Genomic DNA, 24,712 nt, shown 5'->3' on the forward strand with positions numbered 1-24,712 from the left:
TTGTTTTAAGCATAACATGTCCAAAATAGACTGTCGTGACAGTAGAGTCATCACGTATTGCCTAATACAGTGTGTTGATCGTCTATTAATGATTCAGAATAGACTCGGCTGCTTCTTTCACTTGTCCAATCGCATGTTTTAATTCATCCAGCCGTTTCATCACATTTTCAATAAATTGCTCATCTGCTTTTCTACGCTCTTTACGCAGCGTTGAAACGAACTGTTCAAATTCACCTGTGATGCTTTGTAAATTCGGAGTGCCGACGTAGCGTGTTGCCCCATATAAACGGTGTAGTACATGTTCGAGCTGCGGATAATCTTCAAGTTCGATGAGTTGTTCTATTTCAGCAAGTTCATTCGGGAAGCTGTCCACCAGCATCTTCAATAAATCTTGTGCTAAGTCTTCTTTATTCGCTGCCAATTGAACGCACTGTTTCCAATCTAAAACCTGATGATCTAAGGTTTCGATACGTAAAGTTTTTTCTTGGGATTTAATTGGATGAATAAACTTATCACTGCTCCAATGGGTCAGAATCTGAATAATCTGATCCATTTGGATTGGTTTGGTGACATAGTCATCCATGCCGACTTTAAGTAATTTTTGTTTCTCATCTGCTAAAGCATGTGCTGTGAGTGCAATGATTGGTGTGTGACGTCCCTCGATGGTGGATTCTAACGATCTGATCGCACGAGTCGTATCGATGCCAGACATCACTGGCATTTGAATGTCCATAAATATCAGATCAAACGGCTTTTCATCATTTTGAATCTGTTGTTGTAAAATTTGTAGTGCCTCTTGTCCACTTTGCGCTTTAGTTGTTTGAACATTAATTTCGCCGAGCAAAGCTTCTAAAACGATTAAGTTTGGTAGATGATCGTCTACTGCAAGTACATGTAAATTAAGGGCTTTAAAGTTATCATGAGGTTCAACTTCAAATATTGGCTGATTTTCCAAGAGCTGAATTAATGATGAGCGGCTCAGAGGTTGATACAGTGGCCTCGCTTTGTATTCATTCAACATGTTGAGGTCGAGTGCCATCTGATAGCCATATACGGCTAAGTGACCTTGATAACGTCCGCGAATCTCTTTTAATAAAGCCTCTGGATCACCACTGTGATCTACAATCAACCACGTATTTTCAGGTTGATGTGTCAAACCGTTTAGACGGCTGAATAAATCTAGAATGGATTGAGCTTCTGTGTGTTCAACACCATAATTTTCTAAATAATGACGTAAAACATTCGCAGTTGCAGGGTGGGCTAAATAGGAGATGACACGCATGTCATGGAATTGCGGATGAATAATTTCATATTCATCAACCGCAAATTTCGCAGTAAACCAGAATGTTGAACCCTTTTCAGTTGGGGCGCGTTCTTGGTTATCTTCAAAGCCAATTTGGCCATGCATCAGATTAACCAATTGTTTTGAGATTGCTAAGCCTAAACCTGTGCCACCAAATTGACGAGTGACGGAAGCATCGCCTTGAGAAAATGATTCAAATAACCGTTTTCGGTCTGTACCACTTAACCCAATACCACTATCTTGAACACTAAAATGCAATAGGCAATGTTCTAGATCGTCATGCTCCATTCGAACACGTACAATAATTTCACCATCAGGGGTGAATTTAATGGCATTTGAAATCAGGTTAGTCAAAATCTGTTTACAACGTAAAGCATCGCCAATCACATACTTTGGAATGTTATCGGCATAGTAGAAGGCCATATCGATATTTTTTTGGGCGGCTAATGGCGACAACATGTCCATAACATCGAAGATCGCTTCTTCTAAATCAAATGATGCGGTTTCTAGTTCAAGTTTACCGGCATCAATTTTTGAAAAGTCCAAGACGTCATTGATTAGTGCTAAAAGATGTGCTGATGATTTGCGAATCGTTTGCAAATACAGGCTTTGATCATTGCTGAGATTCTCTTGGCGCAATAACAAGTGAATAAAACCATCGATACTATTCAGCGGGGTACGCAACTCATGACTGATATTGGCAAGAAAAACAGATTTTGCCTGATTGGATGAAATGGCCTGATCGCGTGCTTGTTTATAAGTAATATTTTGCACTTCAAGTGTATCAAGCGTACGTCTTAAATCGTCTTCGGTCTGCTCGGTATGTTCCTTCAGCTCTAAAAAGCTGAAATGTAGACGCTTCACGACATTCGCAATATCGCGTTGGAGTAACCTTAACTCGCCAGTACTATTGATGACCATGTGTTGGTCGAGTGTGTCTGCATTGAGTCGCTGTAATTGCATACGTATTTCGTACATAGGTGCAATCCAACGTCGTGAATAAAAGTTCAAGCACAGTAATAAGAGTAAAAGTGTCAACAAACCCGTCGTGATCAGTACAATGAAAACACGATATTGAGAGATGGCGAGAGGTTGATTATCTAGCTCGATAACAAGCCATTTTTTACTTTGATCAGGCGTATTTAATGCTAAGCCATAAATATGATTATGTTGATCTTTAATCGGACCAAATGTTTGTACATTGGTCGGGAAGCTAGGCCAAGGTTTTTCATTGCGATAGCCTAACCCAAAATAAGGTTTTTGTTGTTGGTTTAGGACTGCGACACTGAGTAAATACTTTTCATTAAACATCTTTTGTAAGATGCTTTTAGCGCGGTCTTGTTGCGCTTGTGAGGGGTTTTTTTCAAGCGCAATAAGTAGGTTTTCTGTCGTGTATTTATAACGACTTAAAATTGCATTTGCGGCAAAGCGTTGTTCTGATTTTGCGGAATTAGACGTTTCTGTGAGCACCAGTGCAGAGCCGACGCTTGCCAGTACCGCAATGGGTACAAAAATGAGGGCAATCAATTGCCCATAAGCATGGTTTAGTTTTAAGCGATTGAAGATTTTTTTATTCAAATTCGACATGTGCAGAGTGACTCATTCCCCATGTTGGGCATATTAGCACGCTTTAAAAAATGATGGTGCTTTAATCACCCTCATTAAAAAGCCTTTGAAATTGATGCAGTGAGATACTTTTTTTCATACAATACCTGCACCTCAATATGGGTGCAAATAATGAGTAATACACAAGTAGATTTTCAATCAGACGATTTTTTATTAGACCACTATGTGGGTAAAACCCCATTGGTTAGGTTACAGCGTCTGGCAAGTCATACTCAAGCGACTGTATTGGCAAAACTGGAAGGGAATAATCCAGCGGGCTCTGTCAAAGATCGCCCAGCATATAACATGATCATGCAAGCTGAAAAACGTGGTGACATTAAGCCAGGTGATACGCTGATCGAAGCGACTAGCGGTAACACAGGTATTGCATTAGCCATGGTTGCGGCAATGCGTGGCTATAAAATGAAATTGATTATGCCTGCAAGCTCTAGTCAAGAACGCAAAGATGCAATGCGTGCGTATGGTGCTGAGCTTATTGAATCCGAGAATATGGAAGAAGCTCGTGATATCGCATTGCAAATGGAAAAAGATGGTCTAGGTTTGGTGCTCAATCAGTTTGGTAATCCAGACAATGTCCAAGCACACTATTTGACAACTGGTCCAGAAATTTGGCAACAAACTGGTGGTAAAATTACGCATTTTGTAAGTTCGATGGGAACAACGGGAACCATCATGGGGATTTCAAAATACCTCAAAGAACAAAATCCAGATATTCAAATTATTGGTCTACAGCCATCTGAAGGATCGAATATTGCAGGTATTCGCCGTTGGCCTCAAGAATATTTGCCGACGATTTTTGATGCTTCTCGTGTTGATCAAATTATGGATATTCCACAAATTGAAGCTGAAAAAATGGCTCGTCAATTGGCACGTAAGGAAGGAATTAGTGCTGGTACTTCTTCTGGTGGTGCAGTTTGGGCATCAATAAAAATCGCTGAACAACATCCTGGTGCTGTGATTGCATGTATCGTGTGTGATCGTGGTGATCGTTATCTCTCTACGGGGTTATTCTCTGTAGAAGATGAACAATAAATTCGAGTAAATCTATATGCGCTTACCTGTTTTAGTGTTTGATATTGAAACATTGACCGATCTTAAATCAGGAGCGCATCTATATGGCTTAGATTTACCAGAAGATAGTATTGAACAAGCGCTGAGTAAGTTAAGACGTCAAGAAGCGGGCACTGACTTTCAGCGACTTGCTTTACATGAAATTGTCTGTATTTCAGGACTATGGATTGATGAAAAGGCAGGAATGAAATTATTTTCATTCAGTCGTGAACATTATTCAGAACCTGAAATTTTACAAAAATTTCTATCAATTTTTGATAAACGTAATCCGACTTTAGTCAGTTGGAATGGCTCCCAATTTGATCTGCCTGTTATTATGTATAGAGCAATGTATCATGGGTTGTCTGCGCCAAGTCTGTTTGATCAAGGCGAAATTGATACGCAAAAGCGCTATAATAACTACCAGAATCGTTACCATCATCGTCATATTGATTTGATGGATTTTATGGCAATGTTTAATGCGCGTCACTTCCAAAAACTGGATGATGTCGCCTATATGCTCGGTTACCCGGGTAAGCGCGGAACACCAGGTTATTTTATCCCTGAATATGTTCGTAACAATAATTGGATAGAATTAACCAGTTATTGTGAAGGGGATGTTTTAAACACATGGTTAGTCTATCTGCGCTATGTATTGTTAAAAGGACAGATTTTGCCTGAAGATCATCGTCTCTGGATTCAAGCGACGATTCATTATCTTCAAGGTCAACCACAGCAAACAGAATTTTTGCGTATTTGGCAAGAAACTGCTGAAAAAACTGACTTCACCGCTTCGGATTTTAAATCAACTCAACATTAGGTTATCTCTTTGAAACAACGTGCCGCACATCGCTCATCTCAACTTCCTCGTTATACATTTACAGTTGAGAGACTTTCACACGAAGGGCGAGGGATCGCACATTTTCAAGGACAGGAACATCCTCAAGACAAATTGGGTAAAAAGGTCTTTATTCGTTTTGCACTGCCAGGAGAAACAGTAGAAGCTCAAATTACCCATCAGGCAAAAAAATTAGAAGAAGCTGATTGTGTGCAGTTGATTGGGGCGCCGAGTCCAATTCGTACACAGCCAGTTTGTCCACATTTTGGAAAATGTGGAGGCTGTAATATGCAGCACATAAAATTAGATGAACAAATTCGTTTAAAACAATCAGTTTTAGAGTCGCATCTCACCCACTTTGCAGGTGCTCTTCCAGAGTCGTGGCTAGAACCATTGCGTTCGACACGTGAAGATTATCGTCACAAGGCTCGTATTGGCGTTCGCTACATTGCTAAAAAAAATAAATTAGTCATGGGTTTTCGTGAGGCTCAATCTAATCAGCTTACTGAAATTAAAACCTGCAAAATTTTAGATGCAGAGCTAGATGCTGCGTTACCTCACCTCAAGGTACTCCTTGAAAATCTAAAAGCAAAAGCAGATATAGGTCATATTGAATTGGCGAAAGGAGATCAAGAGGTTGCACTTTTGATACGTCATACCAACAAATTACCGCAAAATGATGTCAACCAACTGCGTGAATTTGCGTTAGAAAGATCATGGCAGCTTTATTTGCAACCAGCTGGTGTAAGTAGTGTTCATCGTGCGGATGGTGACCTATCTGAGCGATTACATTACTCACTACCTGATTTTAACGTGACGTTTGGTTTTAAACCGACTGACTTTACTCAGGTGAACCCCACCATTAATCCACAAATGGTGAAGCTGGCATGTGAATTGCTTGACCTGAGCGGAAATGAGCGTGTTCTTGATTTATTCTGTGGTCTAGGGAATTTCTCATTGCCACTTGCACGTTCTGTAACACGGGGTGAGGTCGTCGCGGTGGAGGGAAGTGAGGAAATGGTGATGCGTGGGACAGAAAATGCACTGAAAAACGGCATCACAAACGTAAAATTTTATGCTCAGGATTTAACGCAAGATTTTTCGCAACATTCTTGGGCAAATCAAGGGTTCGATGCACTCTTAATAGACCCACCACGCGCTGGAGCTGAAGAAATTATGCACTATGTGCCAAATTTTGGTGCAAAAAAAATCGTCTATGTTTCCTGTAATCCTGCTACATTAGCACGTGATACAGGGATTTTAGTACAACATGGCTATCAGTTGAAGAAAGCTGGTGTGATGGATATGTTCAGTCATACAGGCCATGTTGAATCTATTGCTTTATTTGAAAAAAGCTAGTGCTAAGTGTTGATTTAATAAAATGAAGATTAGATTTAAAAAAGGAGAAGGGTATGGTCACAGTACGTGAGCAGTTACCTGGACGACTGACTGAGTTGTCTGAGGAAACGACTGTAGAACATGCCGCTGAAGCGCAACTTGGTTTAGCAACTTGGCTAGACCGTGCGCGGATTATTTTAGACGGTGCAGAACTTAAAAAATTAGAAGAAGTCGCTCTTAGTGTTTTAAAAAAAGAACTGACTTCTGATCACCATCATAAAACCAATACCTTCGCGACTGGCTTAGGTATGGCAGATATTTTGGCTCACCTACATGTTGATGAAGATACTTTGTCAGCAGCGATGCTTTATCGTAGTGTGCGTGAGGGCATGACGTCGCTTGAGGAGATTCGTAAAAGCTTTGGTGAAAGTGTCTACAATTTGGTGAAAGGCACTTTGGCAATGGGTAAGTTGTCAGAGCTGATCGAAAAAAATAAACGTTTAGAAGATCACTTCAATAATAATCAGCGTGAACATTTAACTGGGATTTACAAGATGTTGATCTCAGTAACAGAGGATGTTCGCGTTGTATTAATCAAGTTGGCTGAGCGTACGCTGGCTTTGCGTGAGTTGGCAAACTCTCCAAAAGAGCGTCAAGAGCGTGTCGCACGAGAAATTTTGACCATTTACTCGCCCTTGGCGCATCGTCTTGGTATCGCGCAGTTAAAATGGGAACTTGAAGATCTTGCGTTCCGTTATTTAGCACCAGAGCGCTATAAAGAAATTGCATCTTTACTCAATGAAAAACGCTTAGAGCGCGAACAATATATTCAATTCGTGGTCGATAAGCTGAAAAGTGAGTTGTTGAAGCATGGCATTGAGGCTGAAATCTCAGGTCGTGTGAAACACATTTATTCGATTTATCGAAAAATGAAAAGTAAGAACTTAAGTTTCGATCAGCTATATGACATTCGAGCTGTTCGTGTACTGGTTCAGAATGTATCTGAGTGTTATCACGCTTTGGGGATCGTACATCAAATCTGGCGTCATATTCCCCATCAGTTTGATGATTACATCACTAACCCAAAAGCCAATGGCTACCGTTCTTTACATACTGCAGTGATTGCTGAAAATAAATCTTTAGAGATACAAATCAGAACCACTGAAATGCATGAAGAAGCTGAGTTAGGCGTTTGTTCTCATTTCAATTATAAAGAAGGTGCGAAAACTACAGATTATTCATTTAATCATCGTTTGCACTCTTTACGTTCCGTGCTTGAACATTATCAAGAACGAAATGAAGCAGGTGCGCATCCGAATGAAGACGAAACTGAAAATTTCAATCAGCTTCAAGATTTTGAAGATTTTGAAAAAATTTATGTTTTTAGTCGTGATGGTGACATTAAAGAATTACCGCGTAATTCAACCGTTTTAGATTTTGCATATCATGTGCATACTGAGGTTGGTAATAAGTGTTATGCAGCACGTGTGAACCAACGTTATGTGCCACTGACTTATACATTAAAAACAGGTGAACAAGTCGAGATTCTGACCAAGAAAGATCGTGAGCCAAATCGTGATTGGTTGGTGAACTCTTTAGGTTATATCAAGACAGCACGTGCAAGAGACAAGTTGCGCCATTGGTTCAGACAGCAAGACCGTAGTAAGAACTTAGAAGTCGGTCGAGAGATTCTCACCAAGGAATTATCACGTCTTGCAATTCACCCAAAAAGTATTGATTTGAGTGATTATTGTGCTCACTTTAACGTTAAAACAGGTGAGGACATTCTTGTATCCTTGGTGAGTGGAGATATCAGTCTTCATGCATTGATTAATCAAGTCAATCGTCATATGCACTTGGATCAAGATGAGCCTGAGTTAGTGCTGAAGCCAGCATTAAATCCACGGGCGAGTCATACATTATCAGCGCATGGGATTCTGATTGACGGTTTGGATAATGTTGAACTACATATTGCACAATGTTGTCAGCCTGTTCATGGTGAGTCGATTGCTGGATATATCACACTCAATCGTGGCGTGAGTATTCATAAGGTGGCTTGTCCGGATTATGTGCGTATGATCAGCCAAGAACCTGAACGCGCTGTTGAAGCAGATTGGGAAATGCAACCCACAAGAGGGCAGAGTGTCCAAATTGTGGTTGAGGCTTATGATCGTCGAGGACTGCTGAAGGATCTAACCCAAGTGATTTTTTCAGATCAGATTAATATTCGCCAAGTGAATACTATTTCGGAAGCGGATGGTATTGCCAATATGAAACTATTGATTGAGGTCAAAGGTTTGGCTCAATTGTCTCGCTTGTTGGCTCGATTGGAACAGCAACCAGGCATCATTAGCGCAAGACGTTTGGTTCAAGGAAATTAAAAAAAAGCCTGCTTTAGCAGGCTTTTTTATGACTGATCACTCAAATAGAGTTAAATCAGATTTTGCATTTTTTAGAACCTTGATAGATTCCAATATTATCGATGTTTGCTTGCGATGCAGCTTTGATCTGTTGCTGTAATGGAATATTTGCAGCATCAGAAGTATCGCTTTCACCCGCTACAGAGTTTGCAACTTGCCCCATTTTTGTTGCTTTTTCTGAGTTGCCACCGAAAGTAGATAATGCATTACCTGCCATACCCGCCCATTTGCTCAATGATTTAGCTGGCGTTTGGGTTGCAGCAGCTGCAATATTTTTATCAGCATTTTCTAAGTTACGCTTAGCATTGGCTTTTTCAACAGCTAGTGTTGCACAATCCATTGCCTTGAGTTCAGCAGTTGAGTGTTGTTTCGTTGGTAGTTCACCCGAAGCTTGAGCAAGAGTCGTTGTTAAAGCAGTAGCGATAGCTAAAGTTAAAATTTTTTTCATTATATATTCTCATTTGTAACGCATTGTTATAAATGCCCCTGTTGGGGCGAGAGAATATACACAAATGTGACTAATTTGTCATTTCTTTTTACTTAATATTAAATTTGTCACTCTATTGATCAATTGAGGACTGAATCTTGACAGGTGATACATTAGTTCAGTTTTGATGCCAACAGTATGGTGAGTCACGGTTAAGTGATGGCTTTTTAAACGTGCGACACGGTAAATTTCCTGAGCAACGTCTTGGGCGCTGAGACTGACTCCCATATTTTGAATCGTACCCGCATCCATGCCTTTTACCATGGCAGTCTGAACAAATAATGGCATGATGTCTAATACGCGTATTCCATATTTTTGCCATTCAACATCAAGACCTTCTGTAATGCCGCGAACAGCAAATTTACTTGCTGAATAGGACACTAAATCAGCTTGACCATAGATAGCAGAAGCAGAGGACATATTGATGATACGTGCGTGGGAGGCCTGTTTTAAGAAAGGGAGCGCAGCATGACAGCCATTGAGAACGCCGTTAACATTGATATTAAATGTTCGATGATGCGATGAGATATCTGTATTTTCGAATGCCCCTGAATATAAGATGCCAGCATTATTTAATAATATATTTATTTCACCAGCCCATTCGTTGAACTCAGTTAAAGCACTTTGCCATTGGTCGTATTGGGAAACATCTAGCAAACCCGCTTTAGCATTTGGCCCTAAAGATTGAGCCAATTGTTCAGCTTGTTCGAGATTGATGTCATAAATACCGACTTTATAACCTTGCTGATAGAATAGTTTTGCGGTAGCTGCGCCAATCCCTTGTGCTGCGCCACTGATAAAAATACTAGATGTCATCGAAAATCCTTGTTGTTTTACATCATTTTATGTTCCTAGTTGAGCATAAGATTGTTCATTGAATCAACAATATCTTTAAACTCATCATTCACTAGAGATCAACTTTCATGGAAAAACTTTTAAATATCATGCAAGAGCTTCGTGCGAAATGTCCATGGGATCAAAAACAAACGCCTGAAAGCTTGACTCGCTATGCGATTGAAGAAGCTTATGAGGTTGAAGAAGCAGTTCGATCACAAAATACAGCGCATATAAAAGAGGAATTAGGAGATCTTCTGCTGCAAGTTGTATTTCAAGCGCAAATGTATAGTGAGCAAGGAGCATTTAATTTTCATGATGTGGTGGAAACGTTGTGCGACAAGTTGATTCGAAGACATCCTCATGTCTTTCAATCGGCTCAATTTGAACAACTGAATGAACAGCAGGTGAGTGAACTTTGGCAAAAAATTAAGGCTGAAGAGAAAAAAGACAAAACTAAATCACGTTTAGATGAAATTAAAGCGGGTCCTGCCTTAGATCAAGCCGAACAAATTCAAAAAAATGTAGCTCAGATTGGATTTGATTTCGAAAATGTTGAGCAAGCGTATGAAAAGTTAGATGAAGAGTTATCTGAATTGAGAGAGGCGCTCAACCATCAAAATTCCGACGAAATACAAGAGGAGTTTGGAGATTGTTTATTTTCTTTAATCAATGTTGGACGTAAAATCGGCATTTCAAGTGAGATGGCTCTACTTGGAACCATCCACAAATTTAAACAACGTTTTTCATACATTGAGTTGCAGGCAAAAAATAGAAATACGCCCATTGAAAATATGAGTCTCAAAGAAATGGACCAATTGTGGGGTCAGGCAAAAGTGTATCTAAAGCAACATAACAATAACATTCAGGTTCAACATGAATAGCATCATTTCTTTTCTTCTTCTGATATTTACTGCATGTGTGAGTTTAATCAGTTCGGCATATCCACAACAGTTTGATCAATCTTACTTAAAATGGAAAGCAGAGCAAGAAGCTCATGATCAACGACTTAACCGGCAAAGTGCGAACCATTATTTATCTCGACCAGCCGTAAATACATCATCAAAGCAATCAGCTGGTGGTGTCGGGCAATCAACTAAAGTTCGTCTTAATACGGCTTCAATGGTTGAACTACAAATGATTAAAGGAGTGGGTGAGAAGAAAGCTGCTGCAATTATTGAGTATCGGCAAAAGCATGGCAGTTTTAAGTCAGTAGATGAACTTCAAAATGTCAAAGGAATAGGTCCAAAGTTTATCGAAAAGAATCGCAACCAGTTAGCCCTCTAACACATTTTTATAGAGGTCAAATGGCACTAAGGGGTGTTGAAATTTAATCAATTTTGACGGTGAATCTTGGAGAATAAAATTGCCCTTTGATTGTGTTAGAGCTATGATTAGCACAATTATGATTTTACGTTCTGACGTAGGAGACAGCGTCTTTTGCAAACTTTGCACGCGTCAAAGTGCGGTTTATCCACTGCACAATTACCTTCTTCCATTTTAGATGTTATTGATTCTTTAACTAAAGCCGGCTATGAAGCTTACATCGTCGGTGGTGGTGTCCGTGATTTGATGCTTGGACTTGCGCCTAAAGATTTCGATGCTGTAACCAATGCGACACCTTCACAAATTAAAGAAGTATTTGGTCGTCGTTGCCGAATTATTGGTCGTCGTTTTGAGTTGGCTCATGTCTATTCTGGTCGTGAATTAATTGAAGTGGCCACTTTCCGAGCTCCTCCTAAAAAAGCAGTGACTTCTGCTGCAGGGATGATTCTAAGAGATAATAATTGGGGCTCAATTGAAGAAGATTTTGCTCGTCGAGATTTCTCAATCAATGCGATGTATTACCAACCGCGTAAGGGTATCGTTCTTGATTTCTGTAACGCTATTGATGATATAAAAACAAAAACATTGCGTTTATTGGGTGATCCAAAGTTACGCTTTGAAGAAGATCCAGTTCGTATGTTACGAACACTGAGATTTGCTGCGAAACTTAACTTTAAAATTGATCCTGCAATTTTAGACGTATTTACACCTGAAGCAACCTTGCTTTTACGTGATGTATCACCACATCGTTTATATGATGAATCTCAAAAGTTATTCACAATGGGGCATTTGAATCGTGTGCTCCCAATGTTGATTGAGTTTGGAATCTGGAAACAATTATTTGCAGATATCCCTCCTCATATTGATGCATTTATTGAACGTGCAGCGAAAAATACAGATCAGCGAATTCAAATTGGTAAAACGATTAACCCTGCATTTTTCTATGCGGTATTGTTGTGGAAACCGTTCCTTGAGCGTTGTGATTTTTATATGCACAAAGGTGTTGTGGCAGCTGAAGCACGTGCTCAAGCCGGTTTAGATGTGTTGAAGCGCCAAGCGACTCGCACGATTATCCCGCGTTTTGCAGAAACCTTTATTCGTGAAGTTTGGGAAATGCAAACTCGTTTGTTGAACCCAAAACCTCAGCAAATTGAAGCACTCTCAGGTCATGCTCGTTTTAGAGCAGGTTTTGACTTTATGTTGCTGCGTGAAAAGTCTGGAGATCAGACGACCGATGGCATGGGTCAATGGTGGGATGCTTATCAGATGATGTCTTTGGACGAAAAAGAGCGTGTAATTGCGCAGTACAATCGTCAACGGACTAAATCACGACGTAAAGTTGCCGTGACCGAAGATGCTGTGGAAACAAAGCCTCAGCAGATTGAACCGCTAGTTAAAGAAACGGAGTCACGTAGCCGTCGCAGTCGTAAGGCCGCTTCAGCGAATGAGCGAAGAACAGAGCAAAATACGAGTATTGCTTTGGATAATGGCATTGCAGCTGATCATCCTATTTTGAAGCGTAAACGTGTCAAACGCGATTTAAATACAGTGGTGTTTGGTCCTATCCAATGACAATACGAACATATATTGGACTGGGAAGTAATTTAGGTGATTCTCAGCAGTTGATGGCAGAAGCCTATGCGAAACTGGCAATGCTGGGTGTGGTGAAAGCATCAAGGCTTTATCATAGCCCACCTATGGGTCCGCAAGACCAACCACATTACCACAATGCGGCCGTTCGTTTAGATACGATTCTAACGGCGCTTGAACTATTAGATGAATTACAAAAAATAGAAAATGAAGCAGGGCGGGTGCGTTTACGTCGTTGGGGTGAACGCACACTCGATTTAGATCTATTGTTATATGGTGATCAAACGATTCAAAATGATCGCTTAACTGTTCCGCATATCGGGATATTTGAGCGAGATTTTGTCATACTGCCGTTATTAGATCTGGATGTCGAATTAGAAATTCATGGACAGAAAATTCGAGAAACGAATATTGCAAAACACAGCCAATTGGATGTTTTAGCAGATTCATCTTGGATCAATATTTAAACTTTAAAATGTTCTAAGGAACTGTGTTAGAGGACATCTTATGATCAGTCTGAGCGATTTAAGACAATTCAAACAGCAAGGTCGAAAATTTTCATGTCTGACTTGTTATGACGCCAGTATGGCGAAGGCAATGGAAATTGCTGAAATAGATACCATTTTAATTGGTGATTCGCTTGGGATGACTATTCAAGGCCATGATTCAACGTTGCCTGTGAATGTGGAAGATATGGTCTATCACACCTCAGTTGTACGTCGTGGAAATAACCATGCTTTCATCTTAACTGATCTGCCTTTTATGAGTTATGCCACACTCAATGATGCACTAGTAAACTCGAAAAAAGTGATGCAAGCTGGCGCACAAATGGTCAAGCTTGAAGGTGGTGCTTGGCTTGCTGAAACGGTAGAAGTATTGACTCGCAATGGTATTCCAGTATGTGTCCATCTTGGACTAACGCCACAATCCGTTCATGTATTTGGTGGCTATAAATTACAAGCCAAAACGCGTGAAGCTGCGGATCAGCTGATTGCTGATTGTAAAGCCGTTGTTGAGGCTGGGGCTGCAGTGTTATTGCTAGAGTGTGTACCTGCACAATTGGGTCAAGAAATTACAGAACTATTTCCGCATGTACCTGTGATTGGTATTGGTGCTGGAGCACAAACCGATGGTCAAGTTCTGGTTATTCAAGATATGCTGGGATTAAACTTCGGTCGTGTTGCACGTTTTGTACGTAATTTTATGAAAGAACAGTCTGGTGAAACGGCCATTCTTGATGCAATCAAATCGTATCATGTTGCTGTACTAGATCAATCTTTCCCTGCTAAAGAACATACGTTCCAAGTTGAGCTTTAATCATGAAAACTGAAACAACAATCCATGGTTTAACCGCATCACTTCATGCTGCTCGTCAAGCACGAAAGACTATTGGTTTTGTCCCGACCATGGGGAATCTACATCAAGGTCACTTAAATTTAGTACGTGAAGCACGTAAATTATGTGATGTGGTTGTGGTCAGTATTTTTGTGAATCCGATTCAATTTGGCCCAAATGAAGATTATGACAGTTACCCACGCACACTTGATCAAGACAGTCAGTTGTTGGCTGAAGAGGGTTGTGACATTATTTTTGCACCTTCAGTTGAGCAAATGTATGGCAGTCAACCTCGCTTAACAAACATTAGTGTCGGTCAAATTACCAATGATTTATGTGGTGCTCAACGTCCGGGGCACTTTGATGGTGTTGCGGTAGTGGTAACGAAGTTATTTAATATCGTACAACCACATTTTGCATTTTTTGGTCAAAAAGACTACCAGCAGTTGGCTGTGATTAAGACAATGGTACGTGACTTGAACATGCCGATTGAAATTATTGGTGTGCCAATTGCACGTGCTGAAGATGGTTTGGCATTAAGTTCACGTAATGGTTATCTTTCGGCTGAACATCGTCAAATTGCACCAGTCATTTATCAATCTTTAAAAACTGCTGAAACAAATTTAAAACAAGGTCAAGCGCTTACAGAGGTTCTTGCTGAGATAAAATCAACTTTAAGTGATGCTGGCTTTGTCGTGGATTATGTTGAAGCACGTAATCCAATGTTGCAGGCAGTAGAGCAATTTGACCAAGATATTGTGTTATTTGTTGCTGCGAAAATTGGTTCGACACGCTTGATCGACAATTTACAAATCAGTCATTAAAACAGGATTAAACTCGATGATGATCGTCAGGTGTGGTGCATGAAGCGAATTCTTATTGTTACAGGACAATCCGGTTCAGGGAAGTCATCTGCATTGCAGGTTCTCGAAGATTTAGGTTATTACTGTATCGATAATTTGCCGCTAGCATTACTTCCTGAGATCGTTGGAAAGTTAGATCAAGAAAATAATTTAGAACAATTGGCTTTAGGGGTTGATGTTCGGAGTACACGCGCTGATTTGCAAGAATTTGAGCAAGTTTATCAGCAACTGGAAAAACATGGTGAGGTCGAGGTGATTTATCTCACCACCAAAGATCAAGAGTTAATTGCTCGTTTTAGTGCTTCGCGTCGACCTCATCCACTGGCGAATCGTTTTAAAAGTCTGAATGAGTGCATTCAGGAAGAGAAACAATTACTGTTGCCGATTCAATTAAGAGCAACTGTACAGATTGATACATCAGATAAAAGTGTCCATGATCTTAAAGATACATTATTATCCCGCTTAGGGCAGGTAGATAACTTAATAGTTATTTTACAGTCTTTTGGATATAAGCATGGTATTCCGTTGGATGCTGATTTTATTTTTGATGTGCGGCATTTACCCAATCCACATTGGGATTTAGAGCTTAGAAAATATTCGGGTTTAGATGAGCCCATTGAAAAATTCCTGACATCATTTGACCAAGTGAATATGATGTTTGAGGATTTAAAGCAATTTTTAGAGAAGTGGTTGCCTGCCTTTGCAGAAGGGCATCGCCATTACATTACGGTTTCGATTGGATGTACAGGTGGTCAGCACCGCTCTGTATTTATTGTGGATAGACTCAAAAAGGCGCTTGAGGCACAATGGTCTATTCAGGTCTTGCATAGAGAAATGAAGCACTGGTCATGATTGACACAACTGTTGACGTAATTAACAAATTAGGATTACATGCGCGTGCGTCAGGCAAGCTCATTGAGGTCACTACCAAATTTCGAAGTTCGATTAAAATTGGTAAGGGCGATAAATTAGTTGATGCCAAAAATATTATGTCTTTGCTCATGCTCGGTGCAGGCAAAGGAACTACATTAAGACTAGTGATTGAAGGGACAGATGAAGAGAAAGCTTTGTCTGAAGTTCAAGCATTATTCGCAGCAAAATTTTACGAGGCTGAATAATCGTGGCACGTCGATCGCAACGTTTTACTGAAGATGATTTTGAGTCTTTAGAAGGACGTGCAAGTAAAACTGAACAAAAGAAAGCTGTACAACGTATGGCTGCTTTAGGGGCTCAACTTGCTGAGTTACCCAAAAAAAAGATTGAAAGCCTTCCTGTGGAAGAGCGCTTAATTGAAGCTTTATTGGATGTTCAATTGATAACATCAGGTGAGGCTCGTCGTCGTCAATTTTTGCGTATTGGTAAATTATTACGCAATGAAGACGAGAGCATGATCTTATCTTATTTGACACCTCAACAAGGGGCGAAAAAGACAGCACAATTGCACCGCTGGGTCGATCGTATGATTGCACAAGGTGAGCCTGTTATTAAAGAATTTATGAAGACTTACAATGCTGCAGAGCATCATGCAATACGTCAGCATTTACTTCGTATTGAACGTGATATTCAAAAAAACTTAGGTGAGGATGCTGTTGCACAATCTAAGTTAAATTTGCTGAATTACGTTCAGCAAGTTGCACTTATCTCTGATCGTTAATGGTCAAAAAAAAGGTCTGATGTTTCAGACCTTTTTTATTTCTTAGATGCTTAATATTTAGAGTGCAGCACGATCTTTTGCCCAATCTCGCAACACAAACTTTTGCAGTTTACCAGTTGAAGTTTTAGGGATTTCAGTAATCACTACGTCTTTAGGTACCTTGAATCGAGCAAGATGTGGTTTGCAGTATTCAATGATTTCTTCAGGTGTAGCTTGTTGCCCTTGCTTCAATTCAATAAATGCGCATGGAACTTCTTGCCAACGTGGATCAGGTTTTGCAACAACTGCAGCTGTCAGCACGGCTGGGTGTTGATAAAGTACTTCTTCCACTTCAAGTGAAGAAATATTTTCACCACCAGAAATAATCACATCTTTCGAGCGATCTGTGATTTTGGCATAACCATCAGGCTGGCATACGGCAAGATCGCCAGTATGGAACCATCCACCAGCAAATGCTTCAGCGGTGGCTTCAGGATTCTTCAAGTAACCTTTCATGACAATGTTGCCACGGAACATAATTTCCCCCATGGTCTGACCATCGTTCGGTACAGGCAGCATCGTTTCAGGATCCAATACTTTCATCCCATCTTGAAGTGGATAAGGTACACCTTGGCGTGAATGTAGTTGAGCTTGTTCTTGGATGCTTAAATCACTCCAGCCTGCTTGCGAAGCACATAGCGCTGATGGTCCATAGGTTTCAGTGAGACCATAGACGTGGGTAACATTGATTCCTAGATTTCGCATACCTTCAATAATGGCAGCTGGTGGCGCTGCACCAGCAACCATCACTTCGACTCGATGATTAATTTCGCGTTGTTGCTCTTTTGGTGTGTTGATCAACATGGACAATACAATTGGTGCACCGCAGAAGTAATCGACTTGATGATCCGCGATCAATTGATAGATCTGTGCTGGATCAACTTTTCGAAGACAAACATTTGTGCCACCGTTGGCGGCCATGGTCCAAGCGAAACACCATCCATTACAATGGAACAGAGGCAAAGTCCATAAATAGGTGGCACGGGGTGTCATACCACAAGCAATGATATTACTCGCTGCATTAATATAAGCCCCACGATGATGATAGACCACACCTTTTGGATTCCCAGTTGTGCCTGAGGTGTAGTTTAAGCTGATGGCATCCCATTCATCCTGTGGTAATTGCCACTCAAACTCAGGATTACCTTGTGAAAGCCAAGATTCATACTCAATTTTTCCAATACGGGGCGCTTGATCATTGAATTCATATTCAGTATCTGCAACATCGATAACATAAATGTCCTGAGGAACTTGTGCTAAAGCTTCCTGTGCTAATTCTGAGAATTCAGGGTCAACTAAAAGTACTTTTGATTCAGCATGTTCAAGCATAAATGCGAGTGTTTTTGCATCTAGGCGCGTATTTAATGTATTGAGTACAGCGCCTGCCATAGGCACTGCAAAATGCGCTTCGATCATGGCTGGAATATTTGGAAGTAATACCGACACAGTATCATTTTTTTGAATACCAAGCTTTTGCAGCTGATCGGCAAATTGCCGGCAACGTTTGTACTTTTCTTTCCAGCTAATCCGGCGTGTACCATGAATAATTGCATCTTGCTGAGGGTAGATATAGGCCGCACGCTCTAAATATCTGAGTGGAGAAAGGGCAACAAAATTTGCTGGCGTTCTAGGTAGTTCGTCATACGGACTTAAATTCATTTTAGTATCCATCTTCATTTTTATAATCCTGAGTAAAAGATAAGCAAAAAATAAACGGAATACATTTATCCTTTAGTCGAGCAAACGTGACATTTTGTCAATTAGGCGAAATTTCATATTTTTTAACTTCATTTTATTGCGATTTATTCGTGAAGTTGGTGATATTTATTTGTGCTGAATAATGTAATTGATCGAGAAATAGGGTAAATTTTAAACAGATTTTAAGTTTCAAAATCGAATAATAAAAGCAAAAGGATTTTGCATATGTATATTGTTGGGTGGGGGAAAGATGAAATTAACATCGAACCCAAAGGCTATGCCATGTTTGGCTATGGGATGTGGCATCACCGTGCCTATAAAAAAAGAACTGCGCTGTATGCGAGAACAGTGACCATTCAAAAAGATCAAGATGCCCCATTGATATTATGTTGTCTAGATTTTGGCTGTATTACTTCAGCAATTCGAATCAATGTAATCCAACGCTTGAATGAAACGTTGAGGGATTGTTTCGATCCGCATCGTTTGGTTCTAATGGCAACGCATACCCATTCAGGTCCAGGCGGTTGTGGTTATGAAGCTCTTTATAATATGCCGACACCAGGATTTGTGCCTGAGCACCTTGATGCAGTTGTGGATGCTGTGGAATCCAGTATTCAACAGGCATTATTCAATCGCGATTTTACAGAGATTCGATTAGCGACAATTGACATTCCTGAGCAAGTCCCTGTGGCATGGAATCGCTCGATAAAAGCGTATAATCGAAATCTCGATACTGCATTCGTCGGTGAATCTGAAACTTACAAAGCAATCAATCGACAAATGCAAGTCCTTGGCTTTTATCGTGGGGAAAAGCTTCATTCTCTGTTGTCACTGTTTGGTGTGCATGCGACATGTTTGGGCAATCAATTAGACGCTCATGATGGTGATAATAAAGGCTATGCCGCAACACTTTCGGAAGAGACCTTAAGTGCTGCTGGGGTGGATGGACCAGTTTGTATATTTGCGCAAGCAACAGCAGGCGATGTGTCACCACACTTCCATGGAAAGAATCAGACTAAGATCAGAAAAAAGATAAAAGGAGAAGCAGAATACATCTATGCGAGAAACAATGGTCGTATACAGAGTGAGTATGCTTTAGCCGCTTTACTTGAGCAACAGAATCAAAACATCCAATATCAAGATTTGGATGCAGTACTCGAGTATGTTGATATGGCAAATACTGTGGCTGATCCAGAGTTTTCAGGTGGATATAGCAATGCGATAACAAGCCAAGCTTGTCATGGGACAGCATTTATTGCGGGCACACCAGTCGATGGTGTGGGTGCTGCAAAGCCATTGATCATGGCTATGAATTTACTTTCAAAACAATTCAAACGAAGTAAATTGAATTCAAAAGATCCAGTGGAAAGTGCTTATTATCAGAAGCTTTATCATGCTCAAGGACCCAAAAATATTATTTTTGAATCGGGTCAGCATCGGATATTAGGAAAAAAATTAGGTTCACTTCCTGGTGTTTTAGATCCACTCATTGCTGAAATGAATGCTCAAGTTCACGCTGGCGCAATTCAAGAGAGCGATTTAGTGCCACATATTGTGCCAATTCAGCTCATTCGAATCGGTCAACTTTTTTTGGTATGTGCTCCCGGAGAGTTTACAACAACTTCAGGTAAGCGCGTATTAAATACCATTCAGAAAAGTGTATTACCGACATTTCCTAACGCAAAAATTTGGTTTGCATCTTATTGTAATGACTATATGGGCTATGTGACGACATTCGAAGAATATCAAGAACAAGCCTATGAAGGTGGACACACTTTATTTGGTCAATGGACTTTGGCAGCTTTTCAAACCTATTTTAAACATTTGGCTAAACAGATTTGTTTGCCACCTGAACAACGTCAATTATCAAATTGCGTACCTAAAGCAGTACCTCAAAAAGAATTAGAGAAAAGAACCAATCGGGGAAATGTTCAAACCGCCGTTGCACAAAAGGAGTTGGCAACATGAGTAATCTGACACATCATTATTGGTCTAACTGGTCGGGATATTGCCACTCAAACCCGCAACACATCTTATATCCAGATCAATTACATGAATTACAGGATATTGTGATTCAACATCCTAAAGTTCGTGTGGTTGGTGCAGGGCATTCATTTACTCCTTTGGTAAAAACGGATGCGTCTATTATTTCTTTAGACCGATTTTCAAGTGTCTTAAATGCTGATCAGGCTAAATGCCAAGCGACGTTATGGGCAGGTACTCGACTATTCAATTTAGGACAGCATCTTGCGCCTTATGAACAGTCGCTTATGAATCAGGGTGATATTGATCAACAAAGTTTAGCTGGTGCTGTGTCTACAGGAACACACGGGACAGGTGCAGCGCTATATTCTATTTCAGGCTATGTAGAAGATTTTGAGCTATTACAGGCAAATGGGGAGTTAATCCAATGCTCCAAGACGGAGAACCCTGAAATTTTTCAGGCAGGGAGAGTATCTTTGGGATCACTCGGGATATTAACGAAAATAACCATGCAAAACCGCCCTAGATATAAATTGGAAGAGAAAATTCATTTAGCCCCTGTAGAAGAAAGCCTTGATCAATTTCTCCAATTGATGCACCAACATCGGCATTTGGAGTATTTTATTTTCCCTTTTACAGATCAGTTAATTTTTAAAACACTTGATGTTACAGAGGGTGAGGTGAAGCCAAGAGAAACTTCTTGGCCATCTGAGGATCAACTTTTAACATGGTGTTGTGAAATTTCTAAAAAAGCCCCTTTTTTGACGAAATATCTTCAAAAATTAGTCGGTGTTTTTGTGAAGCCAACAGAATTCATTGATTGGTCGAGTGATATTTTTGCAACACCTCGGAATACCAAATTCAATGAAATGGAATATCAAATTCCAATTGAGAATGGTATTCAATGCATCAAAGAAGTGATTGCAACGTTTAGAAAATATCAAATAAATTCTTTTTTCCCTATCGAATTCCGCGTGGTCAAAGGGGATGATATTTGGCTAAGTCCTTTCTATCAGCAAGACAGTATTTCGATTTCAATCCATCAATATTATAAGCAGTCACCTCAAAAAGTATTTGATCTTATTGAGCCGATTTTTCAAAAATATCGAGGCCGTCCACACTGGGCTAAGATGCATCAACTGTCTCACCAAGAGATGCGAGCTCTTTATCCGAAATGGAATGAGTTTATGCAAATCAGAGAAGCGCTCGATCCCCATCGAAAGTTTCTCAATCCCTATCTTGAAAAACTATTACTTGGGCAACAAGGATGAGAGATGAATAGTTTTTTTAATCAAATGAATGATGATTTGCGGGCACATGGTTTAGGTCAGCCTATGCTCTTGATCGATGACGATGCATTAAACTTTAATATTGATTATGTAAAACAGCAGTTAGCTTCGGCAAAGCACTTAAAACCGCGGTTAGTCGTTAAATCTTTGGCTTGTTTGCCTTTGTTAAAAAAGCTAAGTTTCGATTTAGACACCCGACACTTTATGGTGTTCCATATTGATCACTTACAATTGATGTTCAATCATTTTGATCAAGCTGATTTACTCTTTGGCAAGCCGATGCCAATTCGTGCAGTAGAAAGGTTTTATCAAAACCATCACACGCCAATCCAATGCAAGATACATTGGTTAATTGATTCCTTTGCTCGTTTGCAACAATATCATGCCTTGGCTGATCAACTGGGACTTAGCTTCAATATCAATCTTGAAATTGATGTGGGATTACATCGTGGAGGCGTTCAAAATTCTGCTGAATTTATACAAATGCTCAATTATATTCAGCAGCATCAAAAAACGCTAAATTTGAGTGGCTTAATGGGCTACGATGCGCATGTCACTAAACTACCTAAGGTGGTGAAGCGTGCAGAAACAGCTTATGCTGAATCTCAACATATTTATCAAAATTATCAGCACATCTTAAAGCACCAATTCCCAGATTTAAATCATGCTCAGCTGTGTTTTAACGGAGGAGGAAGTCCAACCTTTAGTTTTCACGTGAAACATAGTGTGTGTAATGATCTGTCATTTGGCTCAATGTTGCTTAAGCCCAGCGATTTTGATTCTGAATATCTTTCTTCACTTAAATCTGCTTTATATATAGCGAGTCCCGTACTGAAAGTTTTAGACCAAGTTTCATTGCCAGGAATGCCTTCATTTAAAAAAATAAAATTCTTTCAGAAGCATCAATCGGTTTTTATCTACGGTGGCTATTGGATGGGTCAATATGTTTATCCAGCAAAATCTCATCCTCATTTATTGTATGGACGAAGCACCAATCAGGAAATGATTTGTGTCGATCGTAAAATTGATATCCATCCTGATGACTATGTAATTATTCGACCGAGCCAGAGTGAGGTGGTCATCCCGCAGTTCAATCGCACGTACCTTTATCGAAAAGAAAATGAGTGGAATTCATCTGATTTGGAAACGAGTAGATTTGAACCTTGGGAAAATTTTAGAGAGTAGTGATTAAAAGAAAAAGGGATGAAGTTAATCATCCCTTTTTAGCATTGGTTTGAAATTTATTGGATACCGCCGTAGTGGATGCCCGTTAATTCACTGATTTCTTTTTTCCAAGTGGTTAAGTCATCCAAATTAAATTTACTTAAATGGTCATGCCCACAAGCACGCGCCATTACCTGCATCAATTCGACTGAAGCATTGAAGAAGTTGGCGAGTTGCTGTGCTGATTTTTCAATTTCGAGTCTTCGACGCAAATGATCTTTTTGTGTTGCAATACCGACAGAGCATTCATTTGTATTACACGCGAGCATTCCCAAACAACCAATTGCCTGCATGGCAGAGTTAGACACGGCAATGGCATCTGCACCCAGCGCTAAGGCTTTAATAAAATCAGCAGGGACACGTAAGCCACCTGTAATGACCAAACTAATGTCACGACGTCTTAAACGATCTAAATGACGACGTGCCCGTGCCAAGGCAGGAATGGTCGGCACTGAAATATTGTCACGGAATAATGTTGGTGCTGCACCTGTACCACCACCACGACCATCTAGAATAATGTAGTCCACACCTATCGCAATCGCAGCATCAATGTCTTTTTCGATATGCTGTGCAGACAGTTTAAAGCCAATCGGAATACCACCTGTCTGCTCGCGGATATAGTTTGCAAACTCCTTATATTGTGAAAGCTCAGTCCAATCCGGGAAGGTTGCGGGAGAAATCGCAGATTGTCCTTCTTCTAAACCACGGACTTCTGCAATTTTTCCAACTACTTTATGGCCGGGTAGATGTCCGCCTGTTCCTGTTTTTGCTGCCTGTCCACCTTTAAAGTGAAAAGCTTGGCATTTTTTTACTTTTTCAATGTCATAGCCAAAACGACCAGAGGCCAACTCGTAAAAATATCGTGAATTTGAGGCTTGTTCATCATCTAACATTCCGCCTTCACCAGAACAGATGCCAGTACCTGCCATTTCTGCACCCATTGCCAGTGCAGTTTTTGCTTCTTGTGATAAAGCACCAAAACTCATGTCGGAAACAAATAATGGAATATTGAGTTTCAATGGTTTCTTTGCATTTGGTCCAATAATCACTTCGCTTGCAACGGGAGCATCATCCAGTAGAGGAACTTTCCGAAGTTGAGCTGTGACCAGTTGGATATCTTCCCATTTTGGAAGTTTGTAAAAGGCACACCCATGGCTGCGGTAGGACCATGATGACCGAAATTTTTTAGACCATTTCGAGCTAATTCTAAGATGAATCTATTGTGTGGCTCTTCAGGAGCAGGCTGTGAATCTGCATAGAGTCCTTGATAACGATCACGGTTGAATTGCTGTGGATTTCTTTTTTCCCAAGCTTCAATTTCTTCTAAGTCAACATAGACATGATCATCTTGAATCCAAGCTTTAATTTTTTGCAGATTTTTATTGAGATATCTTGGATTAATGCCAGTTTTATAAATGTAATGAGAGCCGTGAAGGCCACATACAATTTTGTCGCCTTGAATATGGGCATCGGACATGAGTGCTCCGCGATGCTGACAACGACCATACATGACTACGACTTTTTCTTCATCATGATCTTCAAGACGAAGAACAACAAGATCCACATTGGCTGCTAAAGCATATGCGGGTTTAAGCGGCTGGAGTGTAGACCAAGCAATTAGTGGGTGAGATTTCATATGACCTGCCTAATGATTTCAGTGGGTTATATTTATTTGTTTAAAAGTATGTTGATCATCTAATAGAAAGCATAAAAGATTATTTTTCTATAATTGGGATAATAGTAATTTAAATATCAAATTGGGAATATATTTTAACTATTTTTGTCATAATTAAAACTGCTATCGCCTAATGCTCG

General features: G+C 40.1%; 22 protein-coding genes. 16 read left to right on the plus strand and 6 right to left on the minus strand.

Annotated features, from left to right (window positions below):
• Positions 1-85: 85 nt before the first annotated feature.
• Positions 86-2,890, minus strand: a complete 2,805-nt coding sequence (locus tag AC1M87_RS07105; RefSeq protein ID WP_481593323.1) for a GacS-like sensor histidine kinase — start codon at positions 2,888-2,890, stop codon at positions 86-88.
• Positions 2,891-3,040: 150 nt separating this feature from the next.
• On the opposite strand from AC1M87_RS07105, the gene cysM reads away from it, so the two are divergent.
• Genes cysM through AC1M87_RS07125 form a run of 4 tightly spaced genes read left to right on the plus strand, consistent with a single transcriptional unit; the run spans position 3,041 to position 8,536 of the window.
• Positions 3,041-3,961 (plus strand): cysteine synthase CysM, encoded by a 921-nt coding sequence (gene cysM, locus AC1M87_RS07110; protein ID WP_179998626.1) that lies wholly within the window; start codon positions 3,041-3,043, stop codon positions 3,959-3,961.
• A gap of 16 nt (positions 3,962-3,977) precedes the next feature.
• The gene (locus tag AC1M87_RS07115) at positions 3,978-4,799 is read left to right on the plus strand and encodes a 3'-5' exonuclease (protein WP_035265329.1); all 822 of its coding nucleotides are present in this window, start codon (positions 3,978-3,980) and stop codon (positions 4,797-4,799) included.
• A gap of 9 nt (positions 4,800-4,808) precedes the next feature.
• Entirely contained in the window at positions 4,809-6,176 is a 1,368-nt protein-coding gene (gene rlmD, locus AC1M87_RS07120) for a 23S rRNA (uracil(1939)-C(5))-methyltransferase RlmD (RefSeq protein ID WP_180028509.1), read from the plus strand.
• 53 nt (positions 6,177-6,229) lie between these two features.
• On the plus strand, positions 6,230-8,536 hold the full coding sequence (locus AC1M87_RS07125) for a RelA/SpoT family protein (RefSeq protein ID WP_035265331.1): 2,307 nt from the start codon (positions 6,230-6,232) through the stop codon (positions 8,534-8,536).
• Between the two features lie 55 nt (positions 8,537-8,591).
• On the opposite strand, the gene AC1M87_RS07130 is transcribed toward AC1M87_RS07125, so the two are convergent.
• Entirely contained in the window at positions 8,592-9,023 is a 432-nt protein-coding gene (locus AC1M87_RS07130; protein ID WP_035265332.1) for a hypothetical protein, read from the minus strand.
• Between the two features lie 78 nt (positions 9,024-9,101).
• Complete coding sequence (locus AC1M87_RS07135; protein WP_481593324.1) at positions 9,102-9,878, minus strand: SDR family oxidoreductase; 777 nt, start codon at positions 9,876-9,878, stop codon at positions 9,102-9,104.
• A 107-nt stretch (positions 9,879-9,985) separates the two neighbouring features.
• On the opposite strand from AC1M87_RS07135, the gene mazG reads away from it, so the two are divergent.
• From mazG to yjgA, 9 genes are all read left to right on the plus strand, one after another.
• Positions 9,986-10,780 (plus strand): nucleoside triphosphate pyrophosphohydrolase, encoded by a 795-nt coding sequence (mazG, locus tag AC1M87_RS07140; RefSeq protein ID WP_180028508.1) that lies wholly within the window; start codon positions 9,986-9,988, stop codon positions 10,778-10,780.
• Complete coding sequence (locus AC1M87_RS07145) at positions 10,773-11,183, plus strand: ComEA family DNA-binding protein (protein ID WP_035265336.1); 411 nt, start codon at positions 10,773-10,775, stop codon at positions 11,181-11,183. The genes mazG and AC1M87_RS07145 overlap by 8 nt, the downstream gene beginning before the upstream one ends.
• A 153-nt stretch (positions 11,184-11,336) precedes the next feature.
• Positions 11,337-12,794, plus strand: a complete 1,458-nt coding sequence (pcnB, locus tag AC1M87_RS07150) for a polynucleotide adenylyltransferase PcnB (RefSeq protein WP_481593325.1) — start codon at positions 11,337-11,339, stop codon at positions 12,792-12,794.
• The gene (gene folK / locus AC1M87_RS07155) at positions 12,791-13,279 is read left to right on the plus strand and encodes a 2-amino-4-hydroxy-6-hydroxymethyldihydropteridine diphosphokinase (RefSeq protein WP_481593326.1); all 489 of its coding nucleotides are present in this window, start codon (positions 12,791-12,793) and stop codon (positions 13,277-13,279) included. Before pcnB ends, folK begins: the two co-directional genes overlap by 4 nt.
• A gap of 40 nt (positions 13,280-13,319) precedes the next feature.
• Positions 13,320-14,129 (plus strand): 3-methyl-2-oxobutanoate hydroxymethyltransferase, encoded by an 810-nt coding sequence (gene panB, locus AC1M87_RS07160; RefSeq protein ID WP_481593327.1) that lies wholly within the window; start codon positions 13,320-13,322, stop codon positions 14,127-14,129.
• Between the two features lie 2 nt (positions 14,130-14,131).
• Positions 14,132-14,971: a pantoate--beta-alanine ligase gene (gene panC / locus AC1M87_RS07165; RefSeq protein WP_179998617.1), complete on the plus strand. Its 840-nt coding sequence runs from the start codon at positions 14,132-14,134 to the stop codon at positions 14,969-14,971.
• Positions 14,972-15,010: 39 nt separating this feature from the next.
• Positions 15,011-15,862 (plus strand): RNase adapter RapZ, encoded by an 852-nt coding sequence (rapZ, locus tag AC1M87_RS07170; protein ID WP_035265345.1) that lies wholly within the window; start codon positions 15,011-15,013, stop codon positions 15,860-15,862.
• Positions 15,859-16,128, plus strand: a complete 270-nt coding sequence (locus tag AC1M87_RS07175) for an HPr family phosphocarrier protein (protein WP_481588713.1) — start codon at positions 15,859-15,861, stop codon at positions 16,126-16,128. The genes rapZ and AC1M87_RS07175 overlap by 4 nt, the downstream gene beginning before the upstream one ends.
• Positions 16,129-16,130: 2 nt before the next feature.
• The gene (gene yjgA / locus AC1M87_RS07180; RefSeq protein WP_035265351.1) at positions 16,131-16,664 is read left to right on the plus strand and encodes a ribosome biogenesis factor YjgA; all 534 of its coding nucleotides are present in this window, start codon (positions 16,131-16,133) and stop codon (positions 16,662-16,664) included.
• Between the two features lie 57 nt (positions 16,665-16,721).
• Here the strand turns inward: yjgA and AC1M87_RS07185 are convergent, their stop codons facing one another.
• Positions 16,722-18,362, minus strand: coding sequence for an acyl-CoA synthetase (locus AC1M87_RS07185; protein WP_481593328.1), 1,641 nt, complete (start codon positions 18,360-18,362; stop codon positions 16,722-16,724).
• A gap of 264 nt (positions 18,363-18,626) precedes the next feature.
• Between AC1M87_RS07185 and AC1M87_RS07190 the strand changes: the two genes are divergently transcribed.
• Genes AC1M87_RS07190 through AC1M87_RS07200 form a run of 3 tightly spaced genes read left to right on the plus strand, consistent with a single transcriptional unit; the run spans position 18,627 to position 22,858 of the window.
• Positions 18,627-20,369 (plus strand): neutral/alkaline non-lysosomal ceramidase N-terminal domain-containing protein, encoded by a 1,743-nt coding sequence (locus AC1M87_RS07190; protein ID WP_481593329.1) that lies wholly within the window; start codon positions 18,627-18,629, stop codon positions 20,367-20,369.
• Entirely contained in the window at positions 20,366-21,655 is a 1,290-nt protein-coding gene (locus AC1M87_RS07195; RefSeq protein WP_481593330.1) for a D-arabinono-1,4-lactone oxidase, read from the plus strand. The genes AC1M87_RS07190 and AC1M87_RS07195 overlap by 4 nt, the downstream gene beginning before the upstream one ends.
• Positions 21,656-21,658: 3 nt before the next feature.
• Positions 21,659-22,858, plus strand: coding sequence for an alanine racemase (locus AC1M87_RS07200; RefSeq protein ID WP_481593331.1), 1,200 nt, complete (start codon positions 21,659-21,661; stop codon positions 22,856-22,858).
• Between the two features lie 56 nt (positions 22,859-22,914).
• Here AC1M87_RS07200 and AC1M87_RS07205 read toward each other — a convergent pair whose 3' ends face one another.
• Both AC1M87_RS07205 and AC1M87_RS07210 read right to left on the minus strand, forming a co-directional pair.
• Positions 22,915-23,946 carry an FMN-binding glutamate synthase family protein gene (locus AC1M87_RS07205; RefSeq protein ID WP_481593332.1) on the minus strand — a complete coding sequence of 344 codons (1,032 nt, stop codon included), beginning with the start codon at positions 23,944-23,946 and terminating at the stop codon, positions 22,915-22,917.
• A complete protein-coding gene (locus tag AC1M87_RS07210) occupies positions 23,943-24,533 on the minus strand; it encodes a Rieske (2Fe-2S) protein (RefSeq protein ID WP_481593333.1) in 591 nt (196 codons plus the stop codon). The genes AC1M87_RS07205 and AC1M87_RS07210 overlap by 4 nt, the downstream gene beginning before the upstream one ends.
• Positions 24,534-24,712 lie beyond the last annotated feature (179 nt).

The organism is Acinetobacter sp. 24-47-62 (assembly GCF_056779765.1).